The 19,971-nt window shown below is 55.1% G+C and carries 15 protein-coding genes; 6 read left to right on the forward strand and 9 right to left on the reverse strand.

Annotated features, from left to right (window positions below; genetic code table 11):
• Positions 1–3: 3 nt before the first annotated feature.
• The gene (locus tag GOW92_RS08885; RefSeq protein ID WP_170559971.1) at positions 4–3,564 is read right to left on the reverse strand and encodes a PA14 domain-containing protein; all 3,561 of its coding nucleotides are present in this window, start codon (positions 3,562–3,564) and stop codon (positions 4–6) included.
• Between the two features lie 179 nt (positions 3,565–3,743).
• Here GOW92_RS08885 and GOW92_RS08890 point away from each other — a divergent pair, with 179 nt between their 5' ends.
• The 3 genes from GOW92_RS08890 (at position 3,744) to GOW92_RS08900 (ending at position 8,859) form a co-directional block, all read left to right on the forward strand.
• Positions 3,744–5,441 (forward strand): ABC transporter transmembrane domain-containing protein, encoded by a 1,698-nt coding sequence (locus tag GOW92_RS08890; protein WP_170559973.1) that lies wholly within the window; start codon positions 3,744–3,746, stop codon positions 5,439–5,441.
• Positions 5,438–7,531: an ABC transporter transmembrane domain-containing protein gene (locus GOW92_RS08895; protein WP_170559975.1), complete on the forward strand. Its 2,094-nt coding sequence runs from the start codon at positions 5,438–5,440 to the stop codon at positions 7,529–7,531. The genes GOW92_RS08890 and GOW92_RS08895 overlap by 4 nt, the downstream gene beginning before the upstream one ends.
• A gap of 65 nt (positions 7,532–7,596) precedes the next feature.
• The gene (locus GOW92_RS08900; protein WP_170559977.1) at positions 7,597–8,859 is read left to right on the forward strand and encodes an HlyD family type I secretion periplasmic adaptor subunit; all 1,263 of its coding nucleotides are present in this window, start codon (positions 7,597–7,599) and stop codon (positions 8,857–8,859) included.
• Between the two features lie 73 nt (positions 8,860–8,932).
• On the opposite strand, the gene GOW92_RS08905 is transcribed toward GOW92_RS08900, so the two are convergent.
• The 7 genes from GOW92_RS08905 to GOW92_RS08935 all read right to left on the reverse strand — a co-directional run bounded on the left by GOW92_RS08905 (position 8,933) and on the right by GOW92_RS08935 (position 14,803).
• Complete coding sequence (locus GOW92_RS08905; protein ID WP_170560759.1) at positions 8,933–10,789, reverse strand: SLC13 family permease; 1,857 nt, start codon at positions 10,787–10,789, stop codon at positions 8,933–8,935.
• A 210-nt stretch (positions 10,790–10,999) separates the two neighbouring features.
• Positions 11,000–11,464 (reverse strand): preQ(1) synthase, encoded by a 465-nt coding sequence (queF, locus tag GOW92_RS08910; protein WP_170559979.1) that lies wholly within the window; start codon positions 11,462–11,464, stop codon positions 11,000–11,002.
• A gap of 15 nt (positions 11,465–11,479) precedes the next feature.
• Complete coding sequence (gene queE, locus GOW92_RS08915; RefSeq protein ID WP_170559981.1) at positions 11,480–12,181, reverse strand: 7-carboxy-7-deazaguanine synthase QueE; 702 nt, start codon at positions 12,179–12,181, stop codon at positions 11,480–11,482.
• The gene (queD, locus tag GOW92_RS08920) at positions 12,178–12,531 is read right to left on the reverse strand and encodes a 6-carboxytetrahydropterin synthase QueD (protein ID WP_170559983.1); all 354 of its coding nucleotides are present in this window, start codon (positions 12,529–12,531) and stop codon (positions 12,178–12,180) included. The genes queE and queD overlap by 4 nt, the downstream gene beginning before the upstream one ends.
• Positions 12,531–13,229, reverse strand: a complete 699-nt coding sequence (queC, locus tag GOW92_RS08925) for a 7-cyano-7-deazaguanine synthase QueC (protein WP_170559985.1) — start codon at positions 13,227–13,229, stop codon at positions 12,531–12,533. Before queC ends, queD begins: the two co-directional genes overlap by 1 nt.
• Positions 13,230–13,346: 117 nt before the next feature.
• Positions 13,347–14,066 carry an aspartate/glutamate racemase family protein gene (locus GOW92_RS08930; RefSeq protein WP_170559987.1) on the reverse strand — a complete coding sequence of 240 codons (720 nt, stop codon included), beginning with the start codon at positions 14,064–14,066 and terminating at the stop codon, positions 13,347–13,349.
• Positions 14,063–14,803, reverse strand: coding sequence for a GntR family transcriptional regulator (locus GOW92_RS08935; protein ID WP_368040266.1), 741 nt, complete (start codon positions 14,801–14,803; stop codon positions 14,063–14,065). The genes GOW92_RS08930 and GOW92_RS08935 overlap by 4 nt, the downstream gene beginning before the upstream one ends.
• Positions 14,804–14,875: 72 nt before the next feature.
• Between GOW92_RS08935 and GOW92_RS08940 the strand changes: the two genes are divergently transcribed.
• Entirely contained in the window at positions 14,876–16,570 is a 1,695-nt protein-coding gene (locus tag GOW92_RS08940) for a thiamine pyrophosphate-binding protein (protein WP_170559989.1), read from the forward strand.
• On the opposite strand, the gene GOW92_RS08945 is transcribed toward GOW92_RS08940, so the two are convergent.
• Positions 16,531–17,451, reverse strand: coding sequence for a LysR family transcriptional regulator (locus tag GOW92_RS08945; RefSeq protein WP_170559991.1), 921 nt, complete (start codon positions 17,449–17,451; stop codon positions 16,531–16,533). The two genes, GOW92_RS08940 and GOW92_RS08945, sit on opposite strands and share 40 nt — an antisense overlap.
• A gap of 99 nt (positions 17,452–17,550) precedes the next feature.
• On the opposite strand from GOW92_RS08945, the gene GOW92_RS08950 reads away from it, so the two are divergent.
• On the forward strand, positions 17,551–18,684 hold the full coding sequence (locus GOW92_RS08950) for an enolase C-terminal domain-like protein (protein WP_170559993.1): 1,134 nt from the start codon (positions 17,551–17,553) through the stop codon (positions 18,682–18,684).
• A complete protein-coding gene (locus GOW92_RS08955) occupies positions 18,681–19,931 on the forward strand; it encodes an NAD(P)/FAD-dependent oxidoreductase (protein ID WP_170559995.1) in 1,251 nt (416 codons plus the stop codon). Before GOW92_RS08950 ends, GOW92_RS08955 begins: the two co-directional genes overlap by 4 nt.
• Positions 19,932–19,971 lie beyond the last annotated feature (40 nt).

The raw sequence follows: 19,971 nt of genomic DNA on the forward strand, positions 1-19,971 counted from the left end.
CAGCTACCAGTCAATGCGCTCATTGGCTTCGGTCTCAATACACGATATCTCAGAGCCTGGGCAGTTCAACACCGCCTCTGCCATGATATCGCCGTCGTTTTCGGCATCGCTTTGCGTCAGTTCCACGTGCCAGGGCCCGGGCGTTTCGACCTGCATTGTCGCCCCAAGCGTTTCAGGCAGATCAGCGCTGGTGCCCTTTGCGGCCCCATCGGTCGGCCCGTTTTCCAGCGCAAATGGAAACTCTGAAGTTAATTGCGCGCCATTAAACCCGGTATCCGCCACCAGGATATCCCCTTCGATTACGCCTTCGAAACCCGGCGGCGGAGATATCTGCAGGTAATCGAGGTCCCAGCCGGAAAGATCCGCAGGTCCGCCATCCGTCATCACTGCATCCTTACCGCTGATCAGCAGCGTATTTGGCGGCAAACCTTCCAGTGAGACCAATGCCTGATCACTTGCATGGTCCAGTTCGATTCCCAACTCAAATGTTCCGGTTTCGTCGGCTGTCGGTTGTGGGTCTGCCTGCAAAAGCTCACGCCCAGTTGTGTCCGGCCCGTCCCATTCCAATTTCAACCCAGCATGGCCGTAATTTTCAAAATACCGGACTTCGATGTCATAGGTGCCCGCGTCCAGATCGATTTCTCCGGACCGCGTTCGAAACCCATGCAGACCACCATTGTTCACGATCTTTTCACCGTTTACAAAGACCGCGACACCATCGTCCGCACCAGCAAAAAAAGAGTAGGTACCGCCTTCTTCTATGGTGATTTTACCTTCGAGCTTTGTTCCAAACGTATCCCTTGAACCGCCTTCCCAAAACGAGCTCCGACTATTTTCATAGTTGATTTCAGGCACAAATTCCTGGTGGGAGGGTTCCGCGGACCAGTCAATATCGTCCAACTTCGACAACCTGTTGTCCATGTCGAAATAGCTGGCATGAAATCCGCCCACCATCTTCGCTTCAGGCGGCGTCAGGTCAGCCGCAGCAACTTCGAACGTCAGGCTTTGCACGCCGTCGTTACTGTTGTTCTCTCCGGTTGACGTAGAATGACGCAGGGCCGCTTCAACCGTTCCTTGAAATTCTGACGGCGTAGTAACGGTGAACATCCCACCTTGCCAGCCATCCAGCGCTGCCATCCCGTCCACGTTAGCCGTGAACGTAGCGCCACCGGCCTCGACAATTGTTCCAGCTGGCAATCCTGTCAGTTCGAATGCGGTTTTACCGGTGACGGCAAGTGGTCCCATATCCACATCGATCGCCAGCGGCATGCCGGATACGGTCTGTGCTTCGGATAGGTCCGGCGCTGTGACCACTTCGCGCCCGTCCAGACCGGGGCCTTCCCATTCAAGCTTCAATCCCGCCCGCCCGTAATTTTCGAAGTAACGGATTTCGATCGAATGCGTCCCCGGTTCCAACTCAATTTCACCGGTTCGTGTCCGAAATCCGTGAAGGCCGTCGTTATCAACGATCGGTTTTCCGTTGATCACCAACATCGCGCCATCATCGGCACCCAGAAAGAAGGTGAATACTCCGCCTTCCTCGACCTCGATATTGCCATTGATCTGCACACCGAAAGTGTCTTTTGAGCCTTCATCCCAGAATGAGTCTCGACCGTTGGCGTAGTTGATTTCAGAAGTAACTTCCTCATGCGTCGGATCGGCTATCCAGTTGATATCATCCAGCTTTGAAAGGCGCTGATCAACATCGAAGTATTTGGCATGAAAACCTGACGAAAACGTCATCTCGGCAGTATCGGTCACGTTTACCGTAAAGTTTTCGGTCTGACGCAACCCGCCTTCGTCAATCACCGATACATCAACGCTGACGGATGTCGCCTCTTCATAGTCCAACGCAACGCCGGGCTTTAGGCGCAATTGATTGTCGACGACTTCGAACCGGTCATCTGAGATTTCGAACCGATGAGTGTCGTGCTGATCCGGGTCATCGAAACTGAGTTGACCCACAACAGCACCATCGACATTTTCAGCCACCGTCTGCTCGGCGCTGGTCAACGTGATGTTATCGACTAACGCACCATAGGTATCGTTCTGACCCTCAGGTTCACGCAGTTCCAGCGTGTCCTGACCTGTTCCAACGACCTGCAGCTGGAATGTCTCCCAATCAGCGGATTGCGGATCCAGCTCAGCGATCAGATTACCGTTCCATAAGACCTCGACAGTATCGGTTCCGCCTGCGAGACGCTCACGCAGGTCGATCCCCAGGTCATAAAGCTGACCGTCTTCTGTCTTGATGACCTGAGAAATGCTGTCGATACCTCGACCATGATCCATCTCAAGCAACTGATCGCCATCGGACGCTTTTATGCCGCCGAGATGATCCCAGATTTCCAGTCCATGCGCGTCCTGCCAGGACCCGCTTTCATCCGCACCGAAGCCTTTCCACTTGCCTTTGTTCAGGTCAAACTCTTCGAAGCTACCATTCTGGATTAGGTTTTCGGCACTGTTGTCCAACGCTAGACCATTCGGACCCTCGTTCATATCCTGAACGTCCACATTGAAGCGCTCTGTCAGAGAGATCCCGCCAGCGTCCGTGACCTTAACGTTAACTTCGATGAGTTCCGTTTCTTCATGGTCCAGCGAAATTCCGGGTTTCAGTTGCAACTTGCCATCCAAGATTTCAAATCGGTCGTCTGAGACTGCAAAGCTATGCGTGTCCGAGGCATCCGGATCCACGACGGAAATGTTCCCGATCACCGCACCTTCAGCGTTCTCGGCAACAGTGAAGTTGTCCAACGCCAGACCCGTCGGACCCTCGTTCATGTCCTGAACGTCGATGTTGAAGCGCTCTGTCAGAGAGACCCCGCTAGCGTCCGTGACAGTGACGTCGACCTCGATGAGTTCCGCTTCTTCATGGTCCAGCAAAATGTCAGGTTTCAGCTGCAACTTGCCATCCACGATTTCAAATCGGTCATCTGAGACATCAAAGCTGTGCGCGTCGGAGGTATTCGGATCCCCAACGGAGATGTTCCCGATCACCGCACCCTCAGCGTTCTCAGCGATAGAAGAATTGTCCAAAGTGATCGCTTTCGGCGCGCTGTTTTCTGGCCGTGTGTCTGGTGATGCTATCTCGGTTGCATCCATATCGGATAATTCGAGCAAATCTGGACGAGAAGCGGGCCCTGTGGCGTTTGTTTTGTCCACGCTTTCGATCGTTTGGGAAGTTGAGATCGCAGTTCTGAATGTTTCCGCCGCAGCGGTATTTTCGAAACTTCCCTTTTCGTCTGCCTCGCCAATCCGGGCCGTCCTGCCATTCGCCTTATTCGTTGAAGTATGCAGAGTGGTGACGGTGTCAGCGCCTGTCTCACTGCTGGATTGTTGCTGATGAACTGTTTGAGGGCTCAGCTGGTCGGGCGCCCCCTCACTCAGAGCTTTTCTGTCCAACGTACCAGAGAATTGTTGGCCTGTGTGCAATGTACTACGCGTGGGATCTTCACTTGGTCCGGTTGCATTGCGGGAAAGATGAGAGGCGATTTCCTGCTTTTCGTCCATAGCGGCCCGCGCGGACTTTGCGTGAAAATCCAGGTTGTTTTCCAGTTTACCCATGACACACATCCCCAAACAGCAGCTGATTCACAATATTTGGTAGCATGCGTTCGCCTAATGGGGGCAATTAAGCGATTAAATTTAAAGGAAGTTTTTAGAAATCACTGGCCATCGGGTTTACGAGTTTTAAAGGTCAACCGGCCACTCCTGCAAAAAAGACCAAGGGGGTGAGAACCATCATGGAACCGCGTGGATTTGTCGGTCGTATCTCGGCACCGCATTTTGACATCCCGCTTTGGGTTGCCTCCCTGACTATGAATATTCTGTCTTTGCTGATGCCGATATCCATCCTGCTGATATTCGACCGTGTCATTCCGTTCCAGTCTAACGAAACCCTTCGTATTTTGACCGTTGTGCTGGTGATCGGTGCAGGCATGGAGTTGTTGTTGCGGCACTGCCGCGCCGTCCTCTTGACGACCACGGCCGAAGGGGCAGCCATTTGGAACTATCGCCGCTTTTTGACCAAAGTGTTGAACGCGAATTCTCTGGCCTTCTCGCGCGAGCCTGTGAGCAATTATTCCGAACGCTACGCAGCTATTGGCCAGTTACGGGACTACCATTCAGGGCAGGGGCAAACGCTTTCGATTGATCTTCCGTTTACGGTCTTGTTCGCAATTCTGATCGCGTTAATCGGGGGGTGGGTGGTCTTGGTGCCGCTGGCTGCATTCTGCGTTGTTATCGTCTTTGCAACTGTTATGAAGCGGGGGCAGTGGGCTCTGTTTAAGCGCCGCAAATCCCTGGATACACGCCGGTACGCATTTTTGTCTGAGATCTTGTCTGACATGCCCACGGTCAAGGCAAATCGGATGGAGCCACAAATGGCCCGCCGCTTTGAACTCCTTGAGGATCAGACCGTCGATATCAGCAGAAAATTGATTCAATTCGCAGGTTTTTCGCAAAGCTTCGGAGCCATTTTTTCTCAGATGGCTGTCGCTGCAATGGGATTGGTGGGGGCCTATCTGGTGATCATCGACCTGATCGGTGTCGCCGAATTGGCCGCCTGCATGTTGTTGAATGGCCGGATTATCCAACCTCTGACCAAACTCATGATGATTTGGGTTCAGTCCGAAAACTCAAGCCTTTCAAGGGCACGTCTGACCGAAATGGAGAAGATTGAAACTGGTCAATGCGCGAGACTTTACAACTATCAAATGGGTCAGATCAAAGCGTCCGGTATGTCCATGCATCGGGCGAAAGAAGAAGGCTTTGCTCCAGTAAGCTTTCAGGTGGACCAAGGACAGGGCGTATTGATCGAACCCGAAGCAAGCTGGATGGCCGAAGCGTTCTTTGACGCATTGACGGGGCAACGTGAGCCTGATGAGGGTGGGTTGTTCATTGATGACGCGCCAGCCTCGCAGCTGATTGGATGGCGCGGGCACGACGCGCTGGTCGCGTTGGAAACCGACCCTGCGATCCTGTCGGGGACAATTCTTGAAAACATCAGCGCCTTCGGCGACGCAGCCACGGTTGATCGTGCCAAACAGGTTGCCGTCGCACTTGGGTTAGAGAACCGGATTCACCGCTTGCCCATGGGCTATGCGACCCTACTCAACACCGGAACCGGCTTTGAGGCCGATCCAGTGAACCGGCACCTCATAGCATTGACACGAGCCTTGGCACTGCAGCCGCGGGTGCTTTTGATGAATGAACCGACAGCGGTTCTTGATACCAAGGAGCGTCAGGCGTTAGCTGATTACCTCCAATCTGTTTCACCCAGACCCACGATACTTATGGCCAGCCCGGACCCTCGGTTGAGGCAGCTAACGGACAAGTGCGTTCGCCTGCGTACTTCAAACGCCCTGGATTTGGCAGCGTGGGCAGTGGACGCAAATCTTGAACGCGCGGCGGCGGTGGCTTGGAAAAGAGGTGCCGCATGACCGTAATGAATACTCAGATGGCAAGCGGCTTGCTGTTTAAGCTGTTATTGACTGGTGGCTGGCGCAATACTGAAGACAGACTGCTTGAGGCGTTTCCGCACACCCTGGATCAACTCCGTCCGGGCGACATTTTTGAGACGCTGGATAACCTCGATATTCCTTACACGCAGATCAGATGTCGTGAACACGAGATCACCAACCACGAATGCCCGGCGTTGATCATACCGGACAATGGTGCATGCTACCTGGCGTTTAGCCAGTCAGGCGAAACACTGCAGATCAGCGACGATCAGAACCCGGATCTGAGGCACCTCCGGCCTCGCCGTCAATGGTGCACGGTTATCCGGATCGACCGTTTCACGCATCACCGAGCTGGCCGACGGTTCACGACTGTTCGCTCTGCCTTTGCAGAGTTGGGCCCGATGTTTCCCTGGCTATTCACCGCCTCATTGCTGTCAAACATTCTAGGGCTTATGGCGCCCCTGTTGATCATGGGTATCTATGAGTGGGTGATCCCGTCAGGTTCCGTCAGTTTGTTAATGTCTTTGATGATCGGTGTCGTGATCGTCGGGGCGTCGGACCTGTGTTTTCGCCATGCACGCACGCGAGCGCTCGCATATGTAGGCTGGCGTGGCGAGAGGCAATTGATGATTGCGCTGTTTCGCAAGCTGATGTCTCTACCGCTGAGCCAACTCCGGAAGGCGGATGTAAATCAACAGCTATCGCGCTTTCGCCAATTTGAATCTTTGCGCGATGCGTTCACCGGGCAGATTATGACGACCCTTCTGGATCTTCCCTTCGTGGTGATCTTCTTTGCGGTTCTTGCATATCTCGCACCACAGGTCGGGCTGCTGACACTCGGGTTGGCTGCGACATTGGTCTTACTCGGCGCAGTTATCATCCCGCACCAAAAACGGCTGGATCAAAAAGCGGCCGACGCCGGCGCGGCAAGCCAGTCAGCCGTTCAGGACGCTATTGTGCATCAGCGTGCCATTGCCGGTCTTGGTATGCAAAAGCAATGGCTGCATCATTGTATGCCTCTTGCAGAGCGAGCAGAAGCAGCAGCGCGCCGTAGCCGTCAATTTCAGGCGCTTGCGCAGTCATTGGCTCAGTCAGTTACGGCACTTGCCACGATGGGGGCCATAATCTTGTGCGCGCATGGCGCATTGCGCGGGGATATCAGCTTTGGAGCGTTAATTGCCTCGATTGCCTTGGTGTCCAAAATTCTCGCGCCAATTCAGTCTCTGTACTCCAGCTGCCCCCAGTTGCTGTCATTCCGAAACAGTCGACTTCAGGCAGACCGGGTCCTTGATCTTGGCGAAGAGATCGAGGTGGGGCTGGAGCCAACGCACCAAAAGACGCTTAGTGGCGCGATTGCATTTTCTTCAGTCACTTACCGGCCAGACCCATTGAATGCGCCAGTCCTTTCGCAGGCCAGTTTCAATTGTGACCCAGGCGAAGTGGTTTTGATCATGGGAAGCGATGCGGCCGGTCGTACTGCCGTGCTGGATCTGATCGACGGGTTCTATTCACCTTTGGCCGGTACGATTGAACATGACGGCATCGACATTCGCCAGATAGCTCGGGACGAGTTGCGGAAAACCATATCTTACGCGACCTACGACACTTCTTTGTTCTACGGCACCGTTGCCCAGAATTTTCGACTGGCTTCACCGTCTCTTACTGACGACAGCATAATGAGTGCTTTGGCTGATATGAATTTGTTGGATGACCAAAGCCTTCTGCCAAAAGGCATTGACACCCGGCTAACGGATGTTGATTTGGCGCAGATGCCTTCGGCAACGTTGAAGTCACTAGCCCTTGCACGCAGTATGGCGCGCCCTTCCTCGATCTATTTGTTTTCTGAGCCAACCAACGGTCTGTCTAACCATCGCCGGGTGTGTTTCAAAAATTGGATCCGCACGCAGCAGGGGCGTAGTACTGTGGTCATCGCTTCTGCTGATCGTTCCTTCATGCAAATAGCTGACCGGTTCATCTTTCTGAATGGCGACAGGGTCGTCGTGAACAGCACAGGTGATGCCGGTCGCAAGAAACTTCAGGTCGTATTGAAAACGCTTGGGAGGGCATAGTGGGCACAGCTTCTAAGAAAACTAGCGAATCCGGTCCGATGGGTCGCGCAAACTGGAGTCGTCGAATGAGGCGGCCCCGGTTTGCGGCATTCCTCTCGCTTGCGGTTTCGACCATGGTCGTGTGTCTTGTGGTTCTGGCGGGGCAAACTGCCGTTCCCCAAATCACCCGCGCCCCAGGGACTATCCTGCCTGTTGGCGCATATCCACAAATTGAAACGATGCCGGGCGGTATTGTCAGAGCCGTTCATGTCCGCGATGGCCAGTTGGTTGAGGCCGGGGATTTGCTGGTTGAGCTGCACCACCCGGATCTGACTCGGGAAAGGGATGTCACATCGGGCCAGCTTGCCGCGGTTAAGCGAGACTTGGACACAGCGTCCGCTGTATTGGCGGTATTGGATCGGGAGGCTGTACCTGAAAGGTCGGAGATAGATGCGCTTAATGGCAAGGGCCTGGTCGCCGCTGCTGCAAGGCTGAAACTTTACGCGGAAAGCCAACGCATTCAGTCGGCATCGATCGAACAGCAAGAAAAAACATTGGATCTTCTGGCACGGGCCGCGCATTTCGCTCAGGATCGTGTCCGAAAGAAAGAAGAGATTCTGGAAAGATACGCGCAACTGCGGGCGCAAGGTTTAAAGTCTCTGAGCGATTTCCTTGAGGAAGAGGATGAAGTGGATGTGGTGCGCGCAGCGGCTTCTGACGCTCAGGTCCGTCTGGCGGAAGCCCAGAGTGCGCTGATGTTAACACGCGCAGCCAAAGCCGAAGAAACACTTGCCCTGCGAGATGAGCTGCTGACCCGTCGGGCCGAACTTGAGCAAAAGCGTGCGGAATTAGAAGTTTCACTGGATGTCGTGAACTCAAAATTGGCTGCATTGCGTATTTCGGCCCCGGCACGTGGAATTGTTCAGGCAATAACGTATCCAAACCCGGGGGAAGTCATAGCGCCCGGCGAGGTGATCTTTGAAATTTTGCCGACTCGCCAGGCCTTGATCGTTGAAGCACGTATCGCAAATTCCGAGATTGGCCATGTTGAGGTTGATCAGCCGGCTTCAGTAAGCGTAGACACGTTCGATGCGCGTCGTTTCGGAAAGGTCGAAGGACGCCTGCTATCCATCTACCCTGTGGCTCAGACGGATGAACAAAACGGTGAAACCTATTTCAGAGCTTCGTTTGAGCTGACCGAAGCGAAGGTCGGCACGGGTCCGTGGGAGCGTCCGCTTCAGGCCGGGATGACTGTTGTTGCAGAGATGACAACGGGCGAACAGACACTACTATCCTACCTGTTTAAACCGATTCAGATGACAATGGAACGCGCATTCAGTGAACGCTAGCTTGCGCCTAAGGAGCGATCTCACACCATCCCTTCTGCAGCAATCGCGGAACCATCCCCGTGCATTCGAATAGTCAGTACAGCAGATTGAGCATGAGGAGAGACACAACAAGAAACAAAATGGTCATAACCCCGCCTGAGCGCACGAAGTCCATCACCTTGTACCCTGCAGGACCCATGATCAGGGCGTTTACCTGATGAGTTGGGATAATGAAGCTGTTCGAGGTTGATATGGCTACCGTCAAAGCAAAGACAGCTGGATTACCGCCAGCTGCCACTGCAATTGAAACGGCCAATGGCACTAGCAGAACGGTGGCGCCGACATTGGACATCACCAACGAAAATGCTGTCGCCAAAACCGCAACTCCTGCCTGAAGGGACCAGATCGGCCATCCATCCAGAATGATCATGATTTGCTGCGCGATCCACGCTGCCGTGCCGGTATTCTGAACGGCCTGACCTAATGGAATAAGACATGCGAGCAGAAAGACCGTATTCCACCCAACGGCGCGGTAGGCTTCGTCAACGCTCAGCACTCGAGACAACATCATTCCCGCAGCTCCCGTCAAAAGGCAGAGAGAGAGGCGAATGTCGGTGAACAGGATCATCGACAGGGAAATGGCAAAAAACGCCAGCGCCCAACCGACCTTTTGTGGGCGAAGCTCGTCTTGGGGGAAGTCGGTGGTCACAACCACAAAGTCGGGGTCGCGCTTGATCCGCATCAGGTTGTCCCAGCGGGTATGGGCGACCAACATGTCGCCTGCGTGGAACTCCTCAAGCCCGATTTGAGTGGACTCGTGCGTGTCGGATTCGACATGGCTGAGCGTTTCTTCTCCGCGATGGATGGCAAGCAACGACATGCCATATGTCTTGCGAAACAGAAGCTCACGAGGGCATTTTCCAATCAGCTTGCTGTCCGGTGTCACAACGACTTCGGCGATTCCGGCATTGGTTGGAGCGAACTCTTCGACAAAAATGTCGAGCTCTGGAAGAACGGTCAGCCCGTATTTGTCGGCGAATTCTTCAACGACCCAACGCCGGCCGATAATCGCCAACCGACACGGTGCTGCAATTTCAGCCGTCAAGACCTGAACCATCGAGGTCTTTCCGCGATAGAATGTGGAGATGATGTACAGGTGGTTTTCGTGGTTTATGTCAGCCAATATCTGCCCAACCAACGGGCTTTCGGCTGGCACAATTACTTCAAAAACATCCGCTTTCAGGCCATAGACCCGTTGCAGATACTCCTGTGTTCCCTGTCCTGTTCCCGTGTTCTCGGATCCCTCATCACCCGGTAAAACCCAACGACCGAGCAGAAGAAAATAGGCGATACCGGTCAGAATCAGAACAACCCCGATCGGCGTTACAGAGAACAGGCCAAATTGCGCCATTTGTTGACTTTCGGGCAGGCCGTTGTTTGCAGTCTGGATCAGATCGTTCAACAGAATAAGCGGCGAAGAACCGACCATCGTCATTGTGCCACCAAGGATGGCGCAGAACCCCATAGGCATCAGCAAGCGCGACAGCGGGATGCCTGACCGAGAGGATATTCGACTGACGACCGGAAGGAACAGGGCGGCGGCCCCAACGTTTTGCATGAACGAGGAAATAACACCGACAGTGCCCGAAATAATGGGCAGCACACGTTTCTCTGATGTACCGCCGTACTTCAGAATAACGGCGGCTACTTTGTTCATTATGCCGGTCTTGTCGAGGCCCGCGCCAACAATCATGACGGCGATAATCGATATCACCGCGTTGGATGCGAAACCATCAAAAAGGTGCGGCACGTTGGCGAGGTTTTCGAGCCCAGGCACGTAACTGAGCAGGCCGATAATGACCAATACAAGTATGGCAGAAAGGTCAATTCTAACGATTTCAGATACAAAGAGAAAAACGGTGAAAGCAAGAAGGGCGCAAACGACACCCATCTCAAAATTAAAGGCCACCTGTTCCACAAACGTCACCAGGAATATGTTCTTACATTAAAAGAACATCTAACCCATCGTAGAATGGTTGTCATGATGTTTCAAAATATTGAATGTAAGCGAAACAAAATTACGAACACAGCGCAGGCGTTGCGTAAGGGCCTTTGATTGTTCAATCAGGCTTGGCCCTCACAAAATCACGTTTCGAGTGGGTTAACCACGCCCACGGTAAGGCGGTACACCTTGGTCTGGGATCCATACCCCTTCGGGCAGCGACCCAGTTTGCCAGAACACGTCGATCGGAATGCCTCCACGCGGATACCAGTAACCTCCGATGCGCAGCCACCTTGGTTCCAAAAACTCCTGCAGGCGGCGGGCAATCGAGATGGTGCAATCTTCGTGAAAGGCGCCGTGATTGCGGAATGAGCCGAGAAACAGTTTTAGCGCCTTGCTTTCCACCAACCAATGATCAGGTACGTAATCAATCACCAGATGGGCAAAATCCGGCTGGCCCGTCATCGGGCACAGCGAGGTAAACTCGGGTGCCGTAAAGCGCACGTTGTAGTCCACATCAGCCTGCGGGTTTTGTACGCGTTCCAGAACTGCCTGTTCCGGACTCGCTGGCATTTTGGTGTCTCCTCCCAACTGGGTGAGGTTGCTGTAGATACTATCAGTCATGTTATGCTCCTGCGGTCAGACGCCGCGTTTATTGCCCCAGATCATCACATGCAGCTGCGGCAGAATGCGGGGTGCGAACCACCCGGCATTTAGAGTCTTATCGATCAGCCATTCCATACGGCTGGTGGCTTTGGTCAAATCAACCGGGCTGGTCGGGTCGGTTTCCGGGTTGCCGGGTTGAAGGTAAAGGGGAAGGTCCGGATACCGGTTCGCAACGCTTTGCGCCCAGCAGAAATCCGTATCGTCAAAGATCACGATCTTTAGGACAGTTTGCGCAGGGCGTACGTCGAGGCACGCCTCAAACGCGGTCCAATCCATATCCTCGCCACTGCTGGGCGGTTTTGGGCTGAGAACCAGCATAGCGAGGTCGGCAAACCACGGCTTCGCGATCGAACCTTGGGTTTCGCACGCAAAGGCATAACCTTCAGACACTCCCTGCCGGATCAGGGGGCCAAAGTCCTGAATGGCAGGATTGCCACCAGACAAGGACACGGTCAGAGGCCGTCGACCTGATAAACGCTGGACCTCGGACCAAACAGCCTCGGTCTCCATCGGCGTCCAATCTTGGCGATAGGCGCTGTCGACGGCGTGCAGGCTGTCACACCAATTGCATCGGAAATCGCACCCCCCAGACCGTACAAACACTGTCGGTTGACCGATCAGCGCGCCTTCACCCTGCACTGTAGGGCCGAAAATCTCGGATATCCTTAACGTCATGGGCGATACTCGGCCCAAGTCTTGGGCGTCTCGGACACTTTCACCGCCGCGGTTTCGGGCCAGCGGGCTGCACACCAGTCAAAGAAATGGCGCGCAAGGTTTTCGGCGGTCGAAACGACGTTCAGTACACTGTTCAGGTGCCGGTGGTCAAATTCGTCGTCGATATAGGTCTTAAGCGGTTTCAGCTCGTGGTAATCCCGCACGAACCCATCCGTGTTCAAATCACGCCCTGCCAATTCGACCACGACAATATAGTTATGGCCGTGCATTCGGGCACATTGGTGATCATCAGGCAAGTGGGTCAGCTGATGTGAGGCGGAAAAGTGGAACTCTTTTGTTATCCGGTACATCAGACACTTGCTCCTGCGATGGCTGATTTCCAGAACTCGCTGTCGTCGTATTTGGTTGGGTCCGGCACTCCGGCCAGCTCGAACGCCTCGCGCCGTTCAACGCATGTTCCGCATCGGCCGCAATGCTGGTCACCGCCTTTGTAGCAGGACCATGTCTGATCGAACGGAGTGTCCACGCGCGCGCCTTCTCGGACAATGTCGGCTTTGCTTCGGTGCACGAACGGCACATGCAGCGCGACCTCGGCATAGCCGTCCAGCGCTGCGCGTTGCATGGTGTCGAACGCATCGGTGAATGTGGGGCGGCAATCGGGATAGATGAAGTGGTCCCCGCCATGTACGGCAGCAGCCACCGCATCATCCCCCTGCGCTGCTGCCACACCATAAGCGATGGTCAGCATGATCGCGTTGCGATTGGGAACAACCGTCACCTTCATCGTTTCTTCCGCGTAATGGCCATCAGGTACGTCCACGTCGTCGGTCAGGGCCGAACCCGTCAGCGATGCACCTACGGAACGCAGGTCAATCACGTGATGGGGCACGTCCAGCCGCTGCGCGCAAAGGGCAGCGAAGGTCAGTTCTTTGGTGTGGCGTTGGCCATAGTCGAAAGACACAAGCCGCGAGAGGTTTCCTTCCGCGGCCAGCACATGGGCAAGCGACACGGAATCCAGTCCGCCGGAGCAGACCAATGTAGTTTTCATGTTTTCAGTCCTTGTTTTGATAGCCGGGTAGGCTGCGACCGGCGGGCTGGACGCTTACGGGTTTTTACCGGTAAGCGCAATGCACGACTTTGTGGATTCGAACGGCCGTTGCGCTCCCTAAGGATCGGGGAAGTGCGGCGGCAAAAGTCCGGCTTGAAACCAACTGACCAACGTCACGATCGAAAAGACGGGCAATCCTGTGGCGCGCTGAATATCTGACGCGTAAGGGCACATATTCGTGCATTCCAGAACAATTGCGCCAAGGTCAGGGTTTTGAGACTGCAACGCGAGCGCTGCATCAACATTGTCTGCACACGCCTTTTCGACATCCAGGCAGGGTTCGTTCCCCAGTATTGCGCGTGTGAATTCGCGCCCGCCTTCGGTGGTGCCAATGGGTGTTTCGTCCGGAACGTGGGCGCTTTGCAGGTGATCGTTGGTCAGTGTGGATGCCGATATGGTCAGAATTCCGGCGCGTTTCCCGGCGGGAAGAACTCGATTCACCATTTCGACCTGCATCAACGAGGATGTCACAACCGGAACCGGCACAGCCTCGGACAGTTCTTTCTGAAACAGAGACAGAAACCCGCAATTCGTGGTGATGCCATCCGCGCCATCCTTGACCAGTTCACGCGCTGCTTCAATGAAGGCGTCCAACATGCCGTCAGCTCGGTGCCGAACCACCCGATCTGGTGAAGCATCTCGAACGATGCGATAAAGCACCGGAAACGGCCATGTCACCGCATTGCCCATATCTCCGGGTATGCGCGGGAACTGAGCGTCCAGCATAAGAATGCCGACCGACGCTCCGTAAATGGATTTTCCGCCTTGGACGATCATCCGTGCGTCTCCTCAATAACGCGCGCCGAGATTTCTTCGGGCCCTTCCATGTAGATGCTGGATATCCCGTGGCGCACCGATTCCTGAACCTGATCCATTCGCTTGGAAATGTGCGCACTCAACACGCGCGCTGCTTCGTCCGCGTCACGATCCATCAAAGCTTGCATGACCCTCTTATGCTCGCCTTTCGAGCGTTGGACGCGATCCAAGCTCATGGAAATCCAACGGATATAGCGGATGCGTTCGTTGATCCGGGTAAGGGTCTGAATCATTTCGTTGTTGCCCGAAAGTCTGGCGATGCCCAAATGAAAAGCCTCGTCCCTGCTAACGGCCTCTTCGACTGTCAGGCCGGTTATGTCGATGCCGGTCGAATAAAGCTCGTCACGTAGAGCTTTCAGATCTTCGTCTGACGCTTTGGCGCAGGCGCTGCGCGCTGCGGCGGATTCGATGATTTGGCGTAGTTCGAACAGGTCGAACACACTTTGCGCATCCAGCGGGCGACAGAAAAACCCCTGACCGGGGCGAAAATCAAACAGGCGTTCCGCCACTAGCCTATTCAGCGCTTCGCGTAGGGGTGTACGGCTGACGCCCAATTCCTTCGACAGCGCCACTTCATTCAACCGATCACCTGGTCGCAGACGAAACGAGACGGCCATCGCCTTTACCTGATCATAGATGTCGTCAACGCGCGGACCCGCCATAAGTACTGCCTTTTCCAGTTTATCAAGGCGTGACACAGGTCGCTCTTGAAATCAATATACAAAACTGTATACAGATCTGTGTGCAATGCAAACCAAAGGAACCCAGCCATGACCGGGACGAACTATCTGACAGGAGCCGAAGCAATGGTGCGCATGTTGGAAGCACACGGTGTGAAACACATGTTCGGCCTGTGCGGCGATACAACGCTGCCATTCTATGACGCGTTGGCACGCATGGATCATGGCATTCAGCACATTCTGACGCGGGATGAGCGTCACGCGGCCTATATGGCCGACGGATATGCGCGCGTGACCGGAAAGCCGGGTGTTTGCGAGGGTCCGTCCGGTGGCGGTGCGACCTACATTCTGCCGGGCGTTGTTGAGGCCAGCGAAAGCTCGGTTCCTATTTTGGCGATCACCTCTGATGTGGCGACGACCAGTCGGGGAAAGTACCCGTTGACCGAGTTGGATCAGGCCGCGCTTTTCAAGCCACTGGCAAAGTGGAACACGTCCCTTGATGACGCCACGCGCCTGCCGGCAATGGTGCGCACGGCTTTTCGGGCAATGACGACCGGAACACCAGGCGCGACACATCTGGCATTGCCCTTTGACACGCAAAAAGGGCAGGTGGACGAGGCTGAAATCTGGGCAGACACACGCCACCGCTGTTATCCTGCGGAACGCGCGGGGCCGGATCTGGACGCCATTGAAGCAGCTGCTGATCTCCTGATCAAAGCCAAATCAGCAGTCATCGTTTGTGGCGGCGGACCGGTTCTTTCCGGCGCCGAGGGGGCGTTGCGTCGAGTCGCAGCTCTGTTGGATATCCCGGTTGCAACAACGGTTTCCGGACAAGGATCTATTGCGGAAACTGACCCGCTTGCCTTGGGCGTCGTTGGGTCGAACGGTGGTGTTCCGGCTACGCGCGCCGTTATTGATCAGGCAGATGTTGTTGTGTTTGTCGGATGCCGTGCGGGGTCGGTGACGACCGAACGCTGGCGCAGCCCCGGGCGGGATGCCACGATTATCCACATAGACAGCGATCCGATGGTGATCGGAGCGAATTATCAAACCGAAGTCGCCATCTGTGCCGACGCCCGTTTGGCACTTGAGGCATTGGCGCGGTCGCTTGAGGTGCGGGGTGATTTGCCAGGTTTTGACGGTGCGGCACAGGCCCGTGCGGCTTGGGAGGCCAAGCTGGCCGCGTTTGCTCCGCTTGCGACCAGCCGCGAAGCCCCGATCCGGCCAGAAGCAGTTATGGCAGCTCTTGCGGACATTTTGGACGACGACGCGATTGTCGTCGCCGATCCTGGCACCCCTTGCCCCTACTTCAGTGCCTATTACCGCTGGCGCAAGCCGGGGCGCCATTTTATCACCAATCGGGCGCATGGTGCGCTGGGATATTCGCTGGGTGCTGCTATGGGGGCCCACGTGGGTCGCCCGTCGGTGAAGACACTGTCTGTCATGGGGGATGGCTCTTTCGGCTTCACTTGCGGTGAGTTTGAAACGATGGTGCGGCACAAGATGCCCATTACCTCGATCGTATTCTCAAACTCGGTCTTTGGCTGGATCAAAGCCGGACAGGATGCGGGATTTGGTCAACGTTATTACAACGTGGACTTCAACCGAACCGATCACGCTGCCGTTGCTTCAGCGTTTGGCGTCAAATCTTGGACGGTGAAAGACCCGGACGACCTGCGTCGTGTATTGAAACTGGCAGTTGAACACGATGGTCCGACGCTGGTCGACATTCACTCGCAACCGCTTCACGAAGCGGCGGCACCGGTTTCGGAGTGGGTAGCGTAAGACGCGATTGATGGAGTCAACTGGGCCAAGAATTCCTGCGCAATCGTCGACAAAGGGCGCCCCTTTGCAGTGATAATCGCAAGGTCCAGCGTGACTGCAGGTTTGAAAGGGCGGGTTTGATACCCGCTCTCTCCATCGAAGGTAACGGTGAATGGGTCGATCATCGCGACACCCATGCCTTGTTTTACAAAGCTCAGCAGGTTTTCTGACAAATGCGTGTGAATTCGCGTTTGCCACGCGCGTCCGGCAACCTGAAAAATGTCGCGCGTCCGACGGTGGGTTTGATGTTCAGGGCCCATGACAATAAAGGGTTCGTTTTCCAATAACTCTGGTGTCAGAACGTCATGGGCGGCCAGATGGCTTCCCTCCGGGAATGTCGCCATCGTTTCAAAATGAAAGACCTGATAGTTCAGTGTGTCGTGTAGAATTGGCATCTCGACGATACCAATCTCAAACAGGCCAGAGATAACCCACTCCTGAATTTTCGACGAGTACTGAGACTGAAAACTGACGGACAGGTTGGGGCGCGATCTGGCAAAACGCGCAATCTCTCGGGGCATGAAGCCAAACGACAGCAGATGAGGAGCGGCGACCTGCAATTGACCGGGGTGCTTGTTCTGTAGATCTGAGACAGCCTGCGCGACATGGTCCAGCCCACGAACGACTGTATCGACCTCACGATACAAAAGCTCGGCCTCTGGCGTCGGCAAAAGACGTCCTTTGTTGCGTTCAAACAAGGGCAACCGGGCTTCCCGCTCCAGCTGAGCCAGAAGGTTGCTGATACCCGGCTGCGAGATTCCCAGCACAGAGGCGGCCCCTGTCACGGTTCCGGTTTCCATGATGGCATGGAACGCCTGCAACTGACGAAAACGCAAAGACACAGTCTACCTCATCATTTCTTATGATGGACTTATGAAAATATAGTATTTGAAATGATATATTGGTCAAGGCAGGCTGCCACCCATCGCTGGGGAGGACGAATGGTCGATCTGTCACAAAAAATCATCGGCTATGACCTGTGGCATCTTGAACTGCCTGTCACATCCCGCCGGGACCACGGCATTGGGTCTGTCGAAGGCGTATGCGAGGTCGTTATTCTGCGCCTGACATCCGAGGATGGCAGCCAGGGATACGGTGAAGCCTCACCCTGGTCGGTATTCACAGGAACGCCCGAGGCAACCTATGCCGCGTTGGATCGCTATCTCCGGCCGTTGGTGATGGGCGCGCGAGTCGCTGACAGGGCTGCAATCATGTCGCGGGCCGCATACGCGGTGGCGCATTGCACCGAGGCCAAAGCGGCGCTGGAAACTGCACTTTTGGATTTGACGGGCAGGATCAGCGCCGTACCTGTTTGGTCTTTGTTGGGTGGAAAATGCCGTGACACGATCCCGCTGAGTTGTTCTGTCGCGAACCCCGATTTTGCGCAGGATATCGATCTGCTTGCGCGATTGCAGGACGATGGCGTGCGGATTGTGAAGTTGAAGACAGGTTTCAAAGACCATGCCTTCGATATTATGCGGCTTGAGTATTTGGCGAAGCAATATCCACAGTTCTCGGTACGTGTAGACTATAATCAGGGCCTGACGATCGAGGATGCGCCGGCTCAGGTGCGAGACGTCGCGCAGTTTAATCCAGATTTCATCGAACAACCTGTTCGCGCACACCAGTACGGCATGATGGCGAGGCTGAGGCAATTGACGGATGTCCCATTGCTGGCCGACGAAAGTGTTTTTGGACCAGAGGATATGGAGCGGGCTGCGCGTGAGGGTATGTGCGACGGCGTATCAGTCAAAATCATGAAATCCGGCGGTATAACGCGTGGGCAAACAGTTGCACGTGTAGCTGCTGCACACGGTCTCAGCGCTTATGGCGGGGATATGTTCGAAGCTGGTTTGGCACATCTGGCCGGAACTCATATGATCGCCGCGACGCCGGAAATTACACTGGGCTGCGAATTCTATCAGGCCTCTTACTTTTTGGCCGAGGATATCCTCGAGGAACCCTTCGAGATAAAGCAGGGGCATGTAGTTGTGCCTGACGGACCGGGTTTGGGCGGTAGGCCGGATGTTGCCAAGCTAGACCACTATGCTGTCTCGAGAGTGGTGGGGGGATGAGCGAATCCAGAACCATAGCGATTATCGGCGCCGGAATTGTTGGCGTGTCAGCTGCCGTTTGGCTGCAGCGTGACGGGCATAATGTCATCCTGATCGACAAGGCCGGACCGGGCGAAGGCACCTCGCATGGCAATGGCGGCGTGCTGGCCTCTTGCTCGATCATCCCGGTAACGGTGCCTGGGCTGATAAAAAAAGCACCAAAAATGCTGTTTGATCCGTCGCAGCCCTTGTTCATGAAATGGGGTTATGTGCCCAAGCTGTTGCCATGGCTGACGCGTTATTTGAAACACGCCAACGCAAACGATGTGGAACGGATCGCCGCAGCACTGACCCCTATTGTTGGGGACAGCTTGGATGACCATCAAGCGTTGGCTCAGGGAACGGCTGCCGAAAAATGGATCGTGCCATCCGATTATCTGTTCCTCTACGAAAACCGCCAGCACTTTGAAGGCGACGCCTTTGGTTGGGATGTCCGCCGCAAGCATGGGTTTAGGTGGCAGGAACTCGAGGGCGACGCCTTCCACACCTATGACCCGATCTTCAGCAAGGATATCGGGTTTGCTGCTAAACTCTCTGATCACGGTCATATCACTGACCCCGGACGGTATGTGAAAGACCTGGCCGCGCATGTCGAAGTCAACGGCGGCAGGATTATCCGCGCGACTGTAGAAGACGTTGTCCGCGATAACGGCAAGGTCATTGGCGTGCGGACGGCCGGTGAGACAATCGCTTGCGACACTGCCGTCGTCACTGCTGGTGTCTGGTCCGGGCCTTTGGCCAGCAAATTGGGTGTTACTGTTCCTCTAGAGACAGAACGTGGTTATCATCTTGAATTAGTGGAACCTTCCGCGATGCCGAAAAGTCCGGTTATGGTAGCTTCGGGCAAGTTTGTCGCCACGCCGATGGATGGCCGCATTCGGCTGGCCGGGATTGTCGAATTCGGCGGGCTTGACGCGCCGCCCTCGCGGGCGCCGTTCGAACTGATGCGCAAGAACGCTCGGGCGGCCTTTCCGGGCGTGACATGGAAGGACGAAGTGGAATGGATGGGGCACCGGCCTGCGCCGGCAGACTCGATCCCGATCATTGGCGAGGTGCCGGGGGTTGACGGTGCGTATATGGGTTTTGGCCACCATCACATCGGCCTGACGGGCGGGCCGAAAACAGGGCGTCTACTGGCGCAGATGATCGCGGGCAGGACCCCAAACGCGGACATGAGCGTTTATGCGCCATCTCGCTACGTGACTTAAGAAGCAACGGTAAAACAGGCCGGAAACACAAAATTAAACA

Origin of the sequence: Ruegeria atlantica, assembly GCF_013032505.1 — a bacterium.
Taxonomy (GTDB): domain Bacteria; phylum Pseudomonadota; class Alphaproteobacteria; order Rhodobacterales; family Rhodobacteraceae; genus Ruegeria; species Ruegeria atlantica_F.

Coding starts and splice junctions, on each gene's coding strand:
- GOW92_RS08905 (WP_170560759.1), bottom strand. CDS start 10,789: ATGGGTGTCGTTTGCGCCCTTCTTGCTTTCACCGTTTTTCTCTTTGTA.
- GOW92_RS08930 (WP_170559987.1), bottom strand. CDS start 14,066: ATGATCGTCCAAGGCGGAAAATCCATTTACGGAGCGTCGGTCGGCATT.
- queC (WP_170559985.1), bottom strand. CDS start 13,229: ATGAAAACTACATTGGTCTGCTCCGGCGGACTGGATTCCGTGTCGCTT.
- queF (WP_170559979.1), bottom strand. CDS start 11,464: ATGACTGATAGTATCTACAGCAACCTCACCCAGTTGGGAGGAGACACC.
- GOW92_RS08955 (WP_170559995.1), top strand. CDS start 18,681: ATGAGCGAATCCAGAACCATAGCGATTATCGGCGCCGGAATTGTTGGC.
- GOW92_RS08895 (WP_170559975.1), top strand. CDS start 5,438: ATGACCGTAATGAATACTCAGATGGCAAGCGGCTTGCTGTTTAAGCTG.
- queD (WP_170559983.1), bottom strand. CDS start 12,531: ATGTACCGGATAACAAAAGAGTTCCACTTTTCCGCCTCACATCAGCTG.
- GOW92_RS08890 (WP_170559973.1), top strand. CDS start 3,744: ATGGAACCGCGTGGATTTGTCGGTCGTATCTCGGCACCGCATTTTGAC.
- GOW92_RS08885 (WP_170559971.1), bottom strand. CDS start 3,564: ATGGGTAAACTGGAAAACAACCTGGATTTTCACGCAAAGTCCGCGCGG.
- queE (WP_170559981.1), bottom strand. CDS start 12,181: ATGACGTTAAGGATATCCGAGATTTTCGGCCCTACAGTGCAGGGTGAA.
- GOW92_RS08900 (WP_170559977.1), top strand. CDS start 7,597: ATGAGGCGGCCCCGGTTTGCGGCATTCCTCTCGCTTGCGGTTTCGACC.
- GOW92_RS08940 (WP_170559989.1), top strand. CDS start 14,876: ATGACCGGGACGAACTATCTGACAGGAGCCGAAGCAATGGTGCGCATG.
- GOW92_RS08950 (WP_170559993.1), top strand. CDS start 17,551: ATGGTCGATCTGTCACAAAAAATCATCGGCTATGACCTGTGGCATCTT.